The following is a 14,495-nucleotide window of genomic DNA, read 5'->3' as shown; positions in this document are numbered from 1 at the left end:
GCACATCGATCGGGACGGCACGGTCCAGGCGTCCCGCGCTGAGGCGATGGCTCCGGCGCTAGGGATTAGCGCTTGTGCTGCTAGCGGGCAAATTTCTTCGCCCCGGCCACGCACAGTATGACCGCCACCGTGACGCCCAACAGGCGGCTGCTGACCTGCTCATGGAGCAGGCCGGCAGCCAGAGCCAGGCCAAAGAGTGGTTGCAGCAACTGCAACTGGCCGACGGCGGCGATCCCGCCCTGAGCCAAGCCGCGATACCAGAACACAAAACCGATCAGCATGCTGAACAGGGCGACATAGCCCAGGCTCAGCCAGGCTGGCGGGCTGATACCGGTCAATGACGCCGGGCGCAGGTACAGGGTCAAGGCGAGCATCACTGGCAGCGACAGTACCAGGGCCCAGCAGATCACTTGCCAGCCGCCCAGGCTTCTCGCCAATTTGGCCCCTTCGGCATAGCCCAGGCCGCACACCAGAACGGCCAGCAGCATCAGCAGATCGCCCCGAGCCGAGGCGCCCACTCCCTGAGACAGCGCATAGCCGGCCACCATCAGGCTCCCCAGCACCGAAAACAGCCAAAAGGCCGGTCGTGGACGTTCGCCGCCCCGGATCACGGCAAAGGCTGCAGTCGCCAGCGGCAGCAGACCGATAAACACAATCGAATGAGCGCTGGTGACGGTCTGCAGGGCCATGGCGGTCAACAGCGGAAACCCGAGCACCACGCCCAATGCCACCACCACCAGCGCCAGCCACTGCGGGCGGGCAGGGCGCGGTTGGCGAAACAGCCACAGCAGGAACACGGCGAGCACGCCGGCAATACTGGCGCGGGCCACGGTCAGAAACACCGGGTCGAACTCCAGGACCGCCAGCCGGGTGGCCGGTAGGGAGCCGCTGAAAATCAATACGCCGATCAGGCCATTGATCCAGCCCCGGGTCGCGCTGCTCAGCCCGGTTGGCTGCGTGGGTGAAGTGTGTTCCATGGTCGGTCGCTCGTGTTGATCGTGGGGGCCAACAGGCCGTGGCGGCTTGCACATGCTCCATCCTGAGGGTGATCATCAGCACAATCAAAAAATTGTCATGGATACAGCTGCCCATGCCCCGTGCCCGCTACAAGTCGTTGGTCGATGGTTTTGTGGCCGATATCCGTGCCGGTCGTCTTGCGCCTGGCAGTCGGTTGCCAACCCACCGCCAGCTTGCTGCGCAAGCCGGCGTGGCCCTGGTGACCGCCTCACGGGTGTATGCCGAGCTGGAGGCCATGGGCCTGGTCAGCGGGGAAGCGGGGCGGGGCACCTTTGTCCGTGAGACGGCCTTGCCGCCGGGGCAGGGTATCGATCAGCAGGCCGTCGCCGCAGGTGTGGTTGACCTCAATTTCAATTATCCCTCGGTCCCCGGGCAGGCAGATCTGTTGCGCACGGCCCTGCGTCAACTGGCCCTGTCCGGCGACCTCGATGCGTTGTTGCGTTACCAGCCCCACGGTGGGCGGCTGCATGAGCGGGCGAGTGTGGCACGACACCTGGCACTGCGCGGTCTGACGGTGCCGGGCGAGCAGGTCCTGTTGGTCAATGGCGCCCAACATGGCCTGGCCGTGACCCTGATGGCCCTGTTCAAGCCGGGGGATGTGATCGCGGTGGATGCACTGACCTATCCCGGTTTCAAGGTCGTTGCTCAATCACTGCATATCGAACTGTTGCCTATTGCCGCGATGGCCCAGGGGCCGGACCTGGAGCTACTGGAAACGCTTTGCCGCACGCGGCCGATCCGCGCGTTCTACAGCATGCCGACCCTGCATAACCCCATGGGCTGGGTGACACCGCTGGCGCAGCGCGAGCAGCTGGTGGCCCTGGCCCGCCAGCACGGGCTGATACTGATTGAAGACGCCGCCTATGCTTTTTTGCCGGAAAATCCACCGCCACCCCTGGCAGCACTGGCCCCGGAACGGACCCTGTATATCTCCGGCTTCTCCAAAAGCGTGGCCACCGGCCTGCGTGTCGGTTGGGTGGTCGCGCCGCCGGGCTGGATAGGCGCATTGGAGCGGGCGATCCGGGCGACGGCCTGGAATACCGCGGGTGTATTAACGGCCATTGCCAGCGGCTGGATTGACGATGGCACCGTCCAGCGCCTGGAGGCGCAGAAACGTGCGGACGCCCGGGTCCGACAGGCGTTGGCGGCCAAGGCGCTGGCAGGGTTGCAGCGGGTCAGCCATCGCGACTCCTACTTTGTCTGGCTGCCCCTGGCCGAGGATGCCCGGGCCGATCGGGTTGCCATGGCCCTGCTGCACGAGGGGATTTCGGTGTCCACCGCCGAGCCGTTTGCCGTTTCCAGTCATGTCCCGCATGCCTTGCGCCTCGCCCTGGGGTCGGTGGACCTGCAAACCCTGGGCGCAGCCCTGGCGCGGGTGAAGTGGACGGTGCAGGCCTTGGCCTAGCTTCAGTGGAACCGGCGTATCAAGCTAAAGTCTCATTTGTTAATAATTATCAATAGGATTAGTATCGCCGCGCCTCACAGGCACTCATCGTGGTTAACGGGCGTGGTCGCAGTGTCGGAACACAGTCAAAAACTTGAGCTCTATCTCGCGCACCGCAAGGCGCTGGTGGAATATGCGTCGCCGATTGTGGGCTGCCGGTCCAAGGCCGAAGACGTGGTTCAGGAAGCCTGGCTGCGTTTCAACCAGGCCACGGCGCAACGCACGCCGCTGGCCCAGCCGGTGGGGTATCTGTATCGCATCGTGCGCAACCTGGCCTTCGACCTGAACCGACGCCTGACCCTGGAAAACCGCCATCCGGCCAGCGAAGCGCAACTTGAAGACTTGCCATCCGAGAATCCTTCCCCAGAATGTGAGGCCCTGTACTGCGATGAACTGCAGCAACTGGAAAACGCCCTGGCCCGCCTGCCTGAGCGCTCGCGCCAGGCCTTTGTGATGCACCGCCTGCATGGCATGACTTTCAAGGACATTGCGCAGCACTTGGGTATTTCGTTGAGCCTCGCGCATCAACTGGTCCGGGACGCGCTGACCTACTGCTCGGAGCAAATGAGTGATGACTGAACACCTCGTGCGGCGAGATCGCTGCCGGGCCTGGCGGGCAGTGTTTGCCTGTGCCTGACTCCGTGGCACGTCCCTCGAAGGCCAGGGATCCGGTGTGGGAGGCCGCGCTGGACTGGCTGCTGCGCGAGCCGAGCGATCCGCAGGCATTGCAGGCCTGGCTCGACGCCGCGCCCGAGCATGCGCAGGCCTATCGCAAGGCGCAAAAAGTCTGGGGCCTCAGTGGCCAGGTGATGAACCGCCCGACGTTCGACTGCCCGCTGCCGCCGCCCGCCGTCGCCCCTCGTTCACGTCGTCGCGGGCTAAGACGCTGGTTGCTTGCCAGTGCGGTGGCGGCCTGCGCCGTGCTGCTGGTATTGCCGGACTGGCAAGGGCTGGGAGCCGACTATCACAGCCCGCGCGGTGAACATCGCGCGGTGACCCTGGCCGATGGCAGCGTGGTGGAACTCGACAGTGGCAGCGCTATCGACGTGCATTTCAGTGCCGACAAGCGCCAGGTGATCCTGCTGCGCGGGCAGGCGTTTTTTTCCGTGGTCGCCCAGCCCGGACGGGTTTTCCAGGTCCAGGCCAAGGGCATTGATGTGACGGTCACCGGCACCGCCTTTGCTGTCGAGTTGGCGCCGCAGGCCATCGAGGTCAGCGTCGCCCGGGGCTCGGTCAATGTTGCCGATACGCGCCAGGGCGGCACGGCGCTGGAGCCACTCAAGCCTGGTCAGCGCCTGAGCTTCGCGCGTGCCGGGCAGGGCGGGGTGCGCACCCAGGTGCCTGTGGAGCAGATTGCCGCCTGGCGCCGCTGGCAACTGCTGGCGATCGACCAACCGCTGAGTGCGATTGTCGAACGGCTGCGCGCGTACCAGCCCGGACTGATTCTGCTCGACGATCCGGTCTTGGGCCAGCGCACCATCACCGCGGCCCTTGATCTGCGCTCGCCGCGCGAGGCTCTGCAAGCCGCCATTGCCCCCCTGGGTGGCCAGCTCAAGCAGCTGGCGCCCTATGTGTTGCAGGTGTCGGCAGCCGATTAAGGCCCGGCGTTGTCCCTGAGAAATCGCCGGGTGTTCGCCCCGGCGATTTTTTTTGGGCTATTTCTGGAAATTCTAGAAGACCGTTCGTTATTACCCAGAAAGCTACTGATAAGGATTCGTATTAGCGAATCCCAGGCCTCATTTCGCAGGTAAACGAATGTCTCGCGCGCAGCCTTTTGTCGTTGTCTCCTCACGATTTCCCCTGGCCCGATCCGGCGCGTTGGCGTTGTTGATGGCACTGCCTTGCATGGTCCAGGGCGCGCCGCCAGCGCCGACCCTGGCGGCCGCGACGCCGCGCACCCACAACTTCGACATCGCTGCCGGCTCGATGACCGATGCGCTGATGCAGTTCGCCTTGCAGTCCGGGGTGCAGGTCAGTGTGGAAAGCGGGTTGCTCAAAGGCTTGTCAAACCGGGCGGTGAAAGGGCATCTGGGTCAGGATCAGGTCCTGGACCGCTTGCTGGGGCAGAGCGACCTGGCCTGGCAATACAGCCATGACAATGCGGTTTCGGTGTTTGCGCGCCAGCCGTCCGGGGTACTGCAACTCGACAGCACGCGGGTCAATAGCCAGGTGATCGAGCCCCAGGGCGAACGCACCCTCAATCGGCGCACCATCGAAGCGCTGCCCAGCGGCAATGGCGATATCACCAGCCTGCTGCGCACCAACCCCAATGTGCAGTTCGACGACAGCCAGCTCAATGGCAAGAGCCCGGGTGAAATCGCTCCGGCCAATATCAGCATCAACGGGGCGCGCTACTGGCAGAACCTGTTTGTGGTCGACGGCATGGGCATGAACAACGATATCGATCCCGGCTCGACCACCGATGACTATGACAAGGTTTCCGGGCGCAGCCAGGGTCTAGCCCTGGACACTGATCTGCTGGAAGAGATCAAGGTCTATGACAGCAATGTCCCGGTCTCCTACGGTGGCTTCAATGGCGGGGTGATCGAGGCCAATACCCGCAACCCGAGCAAGGAACTGCACGGCAAGGTCTCGGCCCAGATGACGCGCTCCGCCTGGACCCGCTATCACCTGAACAAGGACGATCCGGACCTTGAGTCCTTCGAGGCCGGTTTCGGCACGGGCAACCAGCCCGAGTTCGACAAGCTCATCACCCGTGCCACGCTGGAAGGTTACCTCACCGATAACTTTGGCTTGCTGGGCAGTTTCTCGCGCAAGGACTCGACCATCCCGACCCGGGTTTTCGCGGTGAGCAACCAGAGCGCCCAGGCCAATGAGGAGCACGAGCAGACCCGGCGTATCGACAACTATTTCCTCAAGTCGGTGTGGCAGATCAACGAGGACTGGGGACTGGATATCAGCGTCAATCATGCCCCGGAAACCGCCCATACCTTCGGTCCTAACTCGCTCTACTCGGCCCGTGATACCACGGCCGGCGGTGACAGCGTCAGCGCCCGGCTGGTCTGGAACGCGCCATGGGCCAGGGTCGAGCAGAACCTGAGCTGGAGTGAACTGGAGAACTCACGCTCCTCGGAGTCCGACTATATGATTATCTGGCGCAAGTCGACGACCAAGGACTGGGGCGCCGGCACCTCAATGAGTTCAACGTCCGTCGAAGGCGGCTACGGCGAAATCGAACAGCAGCAAAAAAGCCTGGGCTACAAGCTCAAGGCCGATTGGAACAGCTTTCAGGCCCTGGGGTTGGAACATAGCGTACAGACGGGACTGGAGCTGGCCAGCAGTTCCACCGCCTATGATCGCTCGAAGCCCTATGAGTACTACGCCACCATGGCCAGTACCGCGACCTGTGTGGGTAACGATCCGCTGTGTTCCATCGGCCCCACCACCAACGGCTGGGCTGGGCAATACGCCAAGAACAAGACCGTGACCCAGGGCAAGATCGCGTTCGATACCCAGTCATGGGCGGTCTTTATGCAGGATGAGATGCGCCTGGGCCGTTTGAAAATACGCCCGGGTGTGCGGGTCGACAGCGACGATTATATGGACAAGACCACCATCGCCCCGCGTCTGGCCCTGGAGCTGGATGTGTTCGGCGATGGCCAGACCCGCCTGACCGGCGGGGCCAACCGCTACTACGGGCGCAATCTATCGGCCTATCGCTTGCGCGACGGGGTGGCTTCACTGCAGAAAAACTACACGCGGGCCAACCAGACCTCCGATTGGGTCTACGTCTCCCAGGTGGCCAACGGCGCCAAGTTCAATCAACTGGATATCCCCTACGACGACGAACTGACGCTGGGCCTGTCGCAGATCCAGTGGAACACTGAGTTCGCGGTCAAATATGTCAAGCGCAAGGGCCGTGACCAGATTTCCCGCGCCTGGGGCAACCAGATCGGCCAGCCCAGTACCAATACCCAGGAACTCGCGGCCAACTATTACACCTATTACAACGGCGGCAAAAGTGAGTCCGATACCTACACCCTGACCATCACCCCCTTGCGCGACTTCGGCCTGTGGGGCACCCGCACCAGTGGGCAGTTCGCCTTCGATTGGACCGATGTCAAAAGCTCCGGGCTGTCCGACTACACCGCGAGTATCGGCTTGACCTATGTCGACGATCCGCTGATCCAGTACCAGGGCAAGTTGATGCATTACTCCGATCGGCCGGCCGAAAACTACAACCGGCCCTGGACCGCGCGCCTGACAACCCTGACGCAAATCCCCATGCTCAACCTGAACTGGAGCAACTTCCTGCGCTATCGCGATGGCTACCGGCGGATTGCCGTGACCGGGGCGACGGTCACGGTCGATAGCCAGGTCGTACGGGTCTGGGAAGAAACCGCCTACGCCGGAGCGCTGACCTGGGACACCCGCCTGGGCTGGGAGCTGCCTACAGCCAGAGAACAGGCCCTATTCGTCAACCTGGATGTCAGCAACCTGCTCGACAAGGCCATTGTCAGCAATGCCGATGCCAAGAACATCGCCAATTACGAAGTCGGTCGCCAGTTCATGGTGGAAGTGGGGTATCGGTTTTGATCGCGCAGACCTACCTACGGCGGCTGACACAGCCCGTGCTGGCCATCGGCTGGATGCTGGCCTGGCCGCTGGCGCAAGCGCAGGACACCGAGCGCTGTGCCGCTGCGGCGCCGGGTTCCCAGGCCCACCAGGCCTGCATCGCCGCGCTCTATCGCCAGCCCGTCGCCCAATGGCCAGCGCCGCAGATTGATGCGGGTATTGCCTGGCAGGAAATGGCGGCCTTGCCCGAGCGTGCGCCATCACCGCCCGAAAACCCCCATACCGAGGCCAAGGCGGTGTTGGGCGAACGCTTGTTCAACGACCCGAAGCTCTCGCGTTCCGGGCAGATTGCCTGCGCGTCCTGCCATGAGCCCGATGAAGCCTTTGCCGATGGCCGCCGGGTTTCCTTCGGGCATGATCGCCAGAGCGGCCGGCGCAACGCGCCAAGCCTGGTCATGAGTGGCTATGCCCAGCCGTTGTTCTGGGATGGGCGCAGCCCGACGCTGGAAGCCCAGGCCCTGGTGCCGGTGGTCGATCATGTGGAAATGGCCTTTACCACCGAAGAGCTGGTGGCGCGCCTGAATGGCGACAGCGAGTACCCCGGGCGCTTCCGGCAGGTCTTCGCCGACCGTGGCCCGATCCGCGCCGAACAGATAGCCCAGGCCCTGGCCACCTACCAACGCACCCTGGTCAAGGCGACCCGCAACACCGCCTTCGAACAACTGCTGCGCGGGCGCCCGCAGCGCATGAGCGATGAGCAACTCTATGGCCTGCACCTGTTCCGTACCCAGGCGCGCTGCATGAACTGCCACTTTGGCCCGAGCCTGAGCGACGAGCGTTTCCACAACCTCGGGCTGACCTACTACGGGCGCAAGTACGAAGACCTGGGGCGTTACGAAGTGACGGGCAAGGCCGAGGATGTCGGCGCGTTCCGCACGCCGTCGCTGCGCTTGCTGACCAAAACCGCGCCGTGGATGCACAACGGTTTGTTCGTCAACCTCAATGGCACCGTGGCCTTGTACAACCTGGGCATGTCGCGCCCGCAGCCCACGGAGCAACAGAAACACGACCCGCTGTTTCCCAAGACCAGCGAGCTGCTCAAGCCACTCAACCTGGATCTGGAGCAGCGCCGGGCGTTGGTGCGGTTTCTTGAGACGTTGTAGGGTAGATGAGCTGTGCTCTGTCGCCGTGTCCGGAGAATCCGGACACAGGGCTGAGGCGCAGGGCTAGCGGTTTTAGCGCTTAGGGTTGGCCAAACATGGCGGTCCAATAAATCCCCGCATCGCTTTTTGGGTCGACCGCATAGGCCGCGCCCGAGTCGCGAAAGTCCGGGTTCATGATATTGGCGCAATGCCCCGGGCTGCCCAGCCAGCCATCGACGACCCGGCGGGCATTGTCCTGCCCGGCAGCGATATTCTCGCCGATCTGTTGCCCCGAGTAGCCGGCCAGTTCGGCACGATCACCAGGGGTGTGGCCTTCGCGGTCTTTGTGGTCGAAGAAGTTGTTGTTGGCCATGGCCCTGGCGTGAGTCTGTGCGGCGTTCGCGAGGTTGGCGCTCCAGGTCAGTGGCGGCGCGGCGGCAAAGGCCTGGGTGCCACATTGGCGAGGCTGCGCGCGAGCGGCATTGAGGGTATCCAGCAGCTTGCGGCCTTCTGCCTCGGCGTCGCCCAGGCGGGCGCTCAACAGGGGGCGAGCGAGCACGATGCGCCAGTCGCGTTCGTTGTGGCTGACGCCGATATCGATAAACTGCGGGTCCAGCACCACCCGGCAGAAGCTTTCCTGCACGGCGGCCATGGCCGCCTGGGCATCACGCGGCCCCGACAGGCTGATGGACTGGACGTTGACCATGGGGTAGCTCGCTTGCGCGAGGGCTTGCTGCAAATTGCCGATGCTATCGGTCGAGAGAATCAGTCGGGGGTCGATCGTCAGGGCTGGCAACTCCAGCGAGGCCTGGCCGCCACAACGCTGCACCTGGGCGCGGTAAGTATTGATCGCATCGACCAACTGCGACTCCTCGCTGCTGGCTACCGCCGTGGTGGCCAGCAGCGCTCCCAGCGTCAAGGTGGCGAGGCGCAGAGCGGGTGAAGTGATCCCCATGAAAATCTCCTTTGAGCGAACTGCGCCCATGATGCGCGATTTGGTCCGGACCTGGGTACTGGCTCAGGTCTTGAAATATGAAATTGGCACTAATAGCGAGGGATATTGCTACTTTTTGCTAGGACCTCCTTGGCGAGCCAGTCGGTCCATTCGAAGTTGCGCGTGAACTGTTGTTCCAACGGGGCAACGCGCTCAAGGGACCGTATTTCTGCGCTGGAGTTCGGCACGCCTCGAACGGTTTAGGCGCACGTGCACGAGAGGGATGGCCCGCAGCGGCTGTTCCAAAGCATTGCCTGCCTGCGCCCTGGCCGGGGACCCGCGCGGCCACGGCGTCGTTGCCAATCGCCATGGCATGGCCTGCGAAGGCCGCGGGTTTATCAATACCCCCGGGCACCCACGGTATCGCAAGCCGATGGATGAATGCAGTTGGCCCAGGAGACGAGGGCGCCTCTAGCCGTGACTCACCCTGGTAGTCGTTGCCTCTTCCACCGGCACCAGCGGTAACACGCCATCGACCTGCTGTTCCCACAGCCGACGATAAGCCCCGTCCGGACGGGCCAGTAGTTCGCTATGGCTGCCATCTTCGATAATCCGGCCATTTTCAAAAAACAGAATCCTGTCCAGTTGCGCCACGGTGGAAAGGCGGTGGGCCACGACGATGACGGTTTTGTCTTCCATCAGATGGGTCAGCGTGTTCTGGATGGCTTTTTCGGTCAGGGAGTCGAGGCTGGAAGTGGCTTCGTCCATGATCAGGATCGGCGCGTTTTTGATGATGACCCGGGCGATGGCAATCCTCTGGCGTTGCCCTCCCGAGAGGCGTACGCCACGCTCGCCCACTAGGGAGTGATAGCGCTGGTCCATCTGCTCGATAAAGTCATGGGCATAGGCCTGGCGGGCAGCGGCTTCGACGTCGGCTTCGCTGGCGTCCGGACGGCCGTAGCGGATGTTGTCCAGCAGGCTGCGGTGGAACAGGCCCGGCTCCTGGGGGATTAGGCTGATCTGAGAATGCAGCGAATGCTGGGTGAACTGGCGAACATCGATGCCGTCGATACGCACGCTGCCCTGTTGCGGGTCGTAGAGGCGCATCAGCAGGTTGAGCAGGGTCGATTTACCGGAGCCCGAGTAACCCACCAGCCCGACCCGTTGACCGGCGGGGATGCTCAGGTTCAGGTGCTGGAACAGCGGCTGCTCGGGCTGATAGCCAAAGGTCAGGTCGCTCAGTTCGATGTGGCCCTGGCGAATGGTGATGGCCTTGGCATGGCTGGCGTCGGTGATTTCGTGGGGGACGACGATGGTCTTTACCCCATATTCGATATTGCCGAAGTATTCGAACAGGTCGAGAAAGCGTCGGCTGATATTGCGCGCCTCGGCAATCACCACAAAGGACAGGGTGGTGCTCATCACGAATTCCGCCAGGCTGATGGCGCCCTGTTGCCAGAGCCAGAGGGCAAAGCCCAGTAGCCCGACTTTCAGGACCAGCGCTGCACTGAGCTGAAACAGCACGATCTTTTCATTGAAGCCCCAGGCCACGCGCGCCGCGCTGACTTCACGGCCGAGAAACTGTTGCAGGTGGCGACGTTCGTACCCCAGTCGAGCAAACAGACGCACGGCGGTCAGGTTGCTCACGGCATCGACCACCCGCCCGGTGGTTTCGCTGCGTGCGGCGGAAAAAGCCTGGGAGTAGGGCTGGCAGCGGCGTGCCAAGGCGTAGGAACAGGCGACAAAAATCACCGACCAGAACAGGGTGAAGAGCGCCAGCAAGGTATTGGCCGTGGCCAGGATGATCACCGCGACAATCAGCGTGACCAGCACCGGCAGCACATCGAAGATCAGCGCCCACAAGGTCATGTTCACGCCCATGGCGGTTTCGGAAATGCGGTTGGCCAGGGAGCCGGCGAAGTTGCTGCCGATGTACCGCTGTGAATGGTGTTGCAGGTAGGCGAAGAGATGGGCGGTTACGCGGGTGCGTTGCAGCGGCGCGATATGCACGCGGCAAAAGCCGGCGATCCGGCCAAACACCAGTTCGCCGGCATTGAGGGCGACAAAAATGCCCAGTGGCAGCCATACGCCCTGTAGGTCGCGGGCACCGCTGGCCGTCTGGCTCAGGGCGCCGACCACCTGACCGAGGGCCAGGGAAACGCTGACGCCACAGGCTGAGGAAATGATCTGCAACGTGGTGATTAGCAAGTACCAGCCCAGAAAGTGCCGGGCAAATTGCAGGGTAAAGCGAAACGGGCTGCGGGCGAGCGCCGGGATCGGCGAATCGCAGGTCGTGGCTGACGACGTCATGGTGGTCCTTGAAGTACGCAGATCGAGAAAGGCTTCGAGGCGGGTGCTGCGCGGTCAGGGACCGCACAGCACAGGGTCAGGCCTGGCGCCGTGGGGGGAAGTCACGGGTCTTGTAGGTGTCGTCGCCCGGACGGTAGCGAACCGTACCGGCCAGGTGGCGCTGTTGGCCGACCAGCAGCACATCGTTGACGGGTGTGGGCACGCCTGCCAGGCGCCGGCCTTCCTGTTCGCGCATGCTGTCCAGGCCCAGCGTCAGCTGTTGGCCGAACCACAGGGTCAGGTAGGAGTGGTCGATATAAACGTTCTCGGTAATGGCATGCAGCAATACGCTCAGGCCCTGGCGGGCTTCGAGAATCCAGTACACATAGCGTTCGAAATCCTCCTTGAGGATGGCGAAGCGAAACATCGGCGTGGGATGCAGGCCATTGGTCTGGTCCAGCCAGCGGTAGTCCCAGATTTTGAAGCGATCCTGGAGTTCTTCATTGAGGCGCTCGGCAATGTGCCGGGTGTGCTCGTCAAAGTAGATATGGCTGTGCCAGGCGACGATTTCATCGATCTGGGCCGGTACGGCGGGCACGGTGGCGAGTGGTTGGGTCTGGGTCATGCGAACACCTCGGTCGGGGATGGTTCAGTGAGGGCCACGCCTTTGCTGCGCAGCAGGCGGGCGGCGTTGTCGTGGAACAGGGCACGCTGGCTCGCGGCATCCAGCGGGGTGCGGCGAATGTCGTCGATGACTTCGCGAGTGTCCGCCCAGCGCGTGGCCGTAGGAGAGAACCAGTGACTATGCAGGTCGATCAGGGGTTCAGGCATTTGGGGCTCCTTGTGTTCGGGGACAACTCACAGGCTTTGCTGCCAGATGGCACGCAGTTTCGGTACCCATTCCTTGAGCCCTTTGGCGGTGGCTTCGGGGCTGAGCATGGCGGCGCGGGCACGCTGTTCGGCTTCGCCCGGCAACCCGGCCGGTCGGGGCGCGCCGGGCATATTGCCGAGGGAAAAGGCCTCGCTTGCCAGCAGCGCCTGGGCATCGGGACTCAGCAACCAGCTCAGTAACAGGCGTGCGGCATGGGGGTGGGCGGGTTGGCTGACCAGGCCCTGGCCAAAAGGCACCAGCAGGGTGAAGTCCGCCGGATAGCTGATGGCGATGGGCACGCCCAGTTGTTGCTGTCGCATCAGGGGCGGCAGATAGGCCCAGGGATTGAGTGCCCGGCGGCCCTGGGCCAGGCTGATCACGCCGGTTTCCTGGGCGCCGCCGGCACCGCCCTGGTCGCGCAGTTGCTGCAATTGGTTCGGCTCGACCCGTTGCTGGGCGAGCAATTGCAGCAGCGCCACGTCGGTCGTGCCGGCACCGCCGCCGGGGGCGCCGTACTCGAAGCTGTCGCGCCAGGTCTGGGTCAGCAATTGCGTCAGATCCTGGGGCAGGTTTGCCGCCTCGGCGCGGCGGGTGTCGTAGCCCAGGCCGTAGACCTTGTTGAAGCTGAAGTAGACCTGGTCCTTGTAGTGCCAGCGCGGGTCGAGAGCGTGGGCCGTGGCCGGACGCCAGGCCGATAGATAGCCGCGTTCGGCAATATCCAGGACCACATTGACCGGTTGGCTGATGAGGTCGGCGTAGCGTGCGCCCGTGACGTTTTCGATATCCAGGCGGTCGGTCACGGCACTGGGTGACAGGTGCATGTAAGTGACGCGCAGCCCGGGAAAGGTCTGGGCAAAGTGCGCCCAGAGCGGCTGCCACTCGTAGTCCATCGCTGCCTGGTACACCGTCACCTGGTCCTCACCGGCCGCCAGGGCCTGGTGGTAGAGCGCTTCCATCGCGGCCTGTTGTTCGGGTGTGCCGCTCAGGGCCTGGGTCCGTCGGGTGGAGACCTCGTCACTGAACGGGTTCTGCCGCGTGCCAACCGCCAGCACGCCCAGCAGGGCCACGGCCACCAGGCTCAAGCGCAGGCCATAGGACAGGCGCTTCATGCGGCCGCTCCCACCGCCGCGACGGCGGGTGCTTCCACGGGCAACAGCAGGGCGGCCTCGGGCTGGATCAGCAGGTGGACGGAGCGTCCCGGCACGGCGCCGCGCTCCGGGGCTGATACGCCCCAGGTATCCAGGGCAAAGGTCACGGCCAGGGCTTGTCCCTGGACGTCTACTTCGCCCAGGTAACGGTCGCCGGCGTAGGTGATATGGCGAATGGTGCCGGCCAGCACCTGGGCCTGGGCGGGCAGGACGTGGTCGATGGGCAGGGCGGCGATCTGGGTCGCCCGCAGGGCCAGCCACACCGGTGTACCGCTGGGCAGGCCGGCAGGGTTGGCCGTGGTAAAGGCCAGGTCGCTGCCATCCAGGGCTACCTGCGCCCGCTCGCCACGGGCGGCATCGATGTGCCCCGCAAGGATGTTTTCAAAGCCGATAAAGTCGGCGACATAACGGGTCCGCGGCGTCAGGAAAATTTCGCTCGGGGTGCCGACCTGCTCCAGTCGCCCGGCATTCATCACGCCGATGCGGTCGGCCAGGGCCAGGGCCTCGGCATGGTCGTGGGTCACATAGACGGCGGTGTAGCCCAGTTCATCGTGGATCCGTCGCAGGTCCTGGCGCAGGCGGATGCGCAATTGGGCGTCCATGTTCGACAGGGGCTCGTCGAACAGCATCAGCCCTGGCCGTGCGACCAGGGCCCGGGCCAGGGCCACGCGTTGTTGCTGGCCGCCGGACAGCTCGGCCGGGTAGCGCTCGCCATGCTGATGTAGCCCTACCAACTCCAGCGCTTGCACCACCTGCTGGCGTTGCTCGGTACCCAGGCGACCCCGCACCTTGAGCGGATAGCTGACATTCTGGCGCACCGTCAGGTGGGGCCACAGGGCGTAGTTCTGGAAGACCATGCCGATATGGCGTTTTTCCGGGGCGACAAACAGGCCCTGGCGGCTGTCGGCCACGGCCCGCTGGCCGAGCAGCAGGGTGCCGCTGTCCGGCTCCTCCAGCCCGGCGATGCAACGCAGGGTGGTGGTCTTGCCGCAGCCACTGGGGCCTAGCAGGACGAAGAACTCGCCGTCCTGAATATGCAGATCGAGTTGTTCGATGGCATTGACCCGGCCATCGAACGCCTTGCGAATTCCGTTGAGGGTGACACTGCTCATGA

At 63.8% G+C, this 14,495-nt stretch carries 12 protein-coding genes; 5 read left to right on the top strand and 7 right to left on the bottom strand.

Annotation, left to right across the window (positions count from 1 at the left end):
- Window positions 1–80: 80 nt before the first annotated feature.
- Window positions 81–977 (bottom strand): DMT family transporter, encoded by an 897-nt coding sequence (locus NPS46_RS05895; protein WP_274105499.1) that lies wholly within the window; start codon window positions 975–977, stop codon window positions 81–83.
- Window positions 978–1,090: 113 nt separating this feature from the next.
- Here NPS46_RS05895 and NPS46_RS05890 point away from each other — a divergent pair, with 113 nt between their 5' ends.
- The 5 genes from NPS46_RS05890 (at window position 1,091) to NPS46_RS05870 (ending at window position 8,160) form a co-directional block, all read left to right on the top strand.
- Complete coding sequence (locus NPS46_RS05890; RefSeq protein ID WP_274105498.1) at window positions 1,091–2,422, top strand: PLP-dependent aminotransferase family protein; 1,332 nt, start codon at window positions 1,091–1,093, stop codon at window positions 2,420–2,422.
- Window positions 2,423–2,533: 111 nt separating this feature from the next.
- Window positions 2,534–3,040, top strand: coding sequence for a sigma-70 family RNA polymerase sigma factor (locus tag NPS46_RS05885; protein WP_274105497.1), 507 nt, complete (start codon window positions 2,534–2,536; stop codon window positions 3,038–3,040).
- Window positions 3,041–3,102: 62 nt separating this feature from the next.
- Window positions 3,103–4,059, top strand: coding sequence for a FecR family protein (locus tag NPS46_RS05880; protein ID WP_274105496.1), 957 nt, complete (start codon window positions 3,103–3,105; stop codon window positions 4,057–4,059).
- 232 nt (window positions 4,060–4,291) lie between these two features.
- Complete coding sequence (locus tag NPS46_RS05875; protein ID WP_274105495.1) at window positions 4,292–7,018, top strand: TonB-dependent receptor plug domain-containing protein; 2,727 nt, start codon at window positions 4,292–4,294, stop codon at window positions 7,016–7,018.
- Window positions 7,015–8,160, top strand: a complete 1,146-nt coding sequence (locus NPS46_RS05870; protein WP_274105494.1) for a cytochrome-c peroxidase — start codon at window positions 7,015–7,017, stop codon at window positions 8,158–8,160. Before NPS46_RS05875 ends, NPS46_RS05870 begins: the two co-directional genes overlap by 4 nt.
- Window positions 8,161–8,239: 79 nt before the next feature.
- On the opposite strand, the gene NPS46_RS05865 is transcribed toward NPS46_RS05870, so the two are convergent.
- The 6 genes from NPS46_RS05865 to NPS46_RS05840 all read right to left on the bottom strand — a co-directional run bounded on the left by NPS46_RS05865 (window position 8,240) and on the right by NPS46_RS05840 (window position 14,493).
- Complete coding sequence (locus tag NPS46_RS05865; RefSeq protein ID WP_274105493.1) at window positions 8,240–9,094, bottom strand: CAP domain-containing protein; 855 nt, start codon at window positions 9,092–9,094, stop codon at window positions 8,240–8,242.
- Window positions 9,095–9,544: 450 nt separating this feature from the next.
- Window positions 9,545–11,383 carry an ABC transporter ATP-binding protein gene (locus NPS46_RS05860; protein ID WP_274105492.1) on the bottom strand — a complete coding sequence of 613 codons (1,839 nt, stop codon included), beginning with the start codon at window positions 11,381–11,383 and terminating at the stop codon, window positions 9,545–9,547.
- Between the two features lie 76 nt (window positions 11,384–11,459).
- Window positions 11,460–11,987, bottom strand: a complete 528-nt coding sequence (locus tag NPS46_RS05855) for a DOPA 4,5-dioxygenase family protein (protein WP_274105491.1) — start codon at window positions 11,985–11,987, stop codon at window positions 11,460–11,462.
- Window positions 11,984–12,193, bottom strand: coding sequence for a hypothetical protein (locus NPS46_RS05850; protein ID WP_274105490.1), 210 nt, complete (start codon window positions 12,191–12,193; stop codon window positions 11,984–11,986). The genes NPS46_RS05855 and NPS46_RS05850 overlap by 4 nt, the downstream gene beginning before the upstream one ends.
- Window positions 12,194–12,220: 27 nt before the next feature.
- A complete protein-coding gene (locus NPS46_RS05845) occupies window positions 12,221–13,342 on the bottom strand; it encodes an ABC transporter substrate-binding protein (RefSeq protein WP_274105489.1) in 1,122 nt (373 codons plus the stop codon).
- Window positions 13,339–14,493 (bottom strand): ABC transporter ATP-binding protein, encoded by a 1,155-nt coding sequence (locus tag NPS46_RS05840; RefSeq protein WP_274105488.1) that lies wholly within the window; start codon window positions 14,491–14,493, stop codon window positions 13,339–13,341. Before NPS46_RS05840 ends, NPS46_RS05845 begins: the two co-directional genes overlap by 4 nt.
- Window positions 14,494–14,495: the final 2 nt, after the last annotated feature.

Origin of the sequence: Pseudomonas putida (genome assembly GCF_028682395.1) — a bacterium.
Lineage (GTDB): Bacteria > Pseudomonadota > Gammaproteobacteria > Pseudomonadales > Pseudomonadaceae > Aquipseudomonas > Aquipseudomonas putida_AB.
Note: the sequence above shows the minus strand (reverse complement) of the source record. Positions and strands in the feature narration are given on the sequence as shown.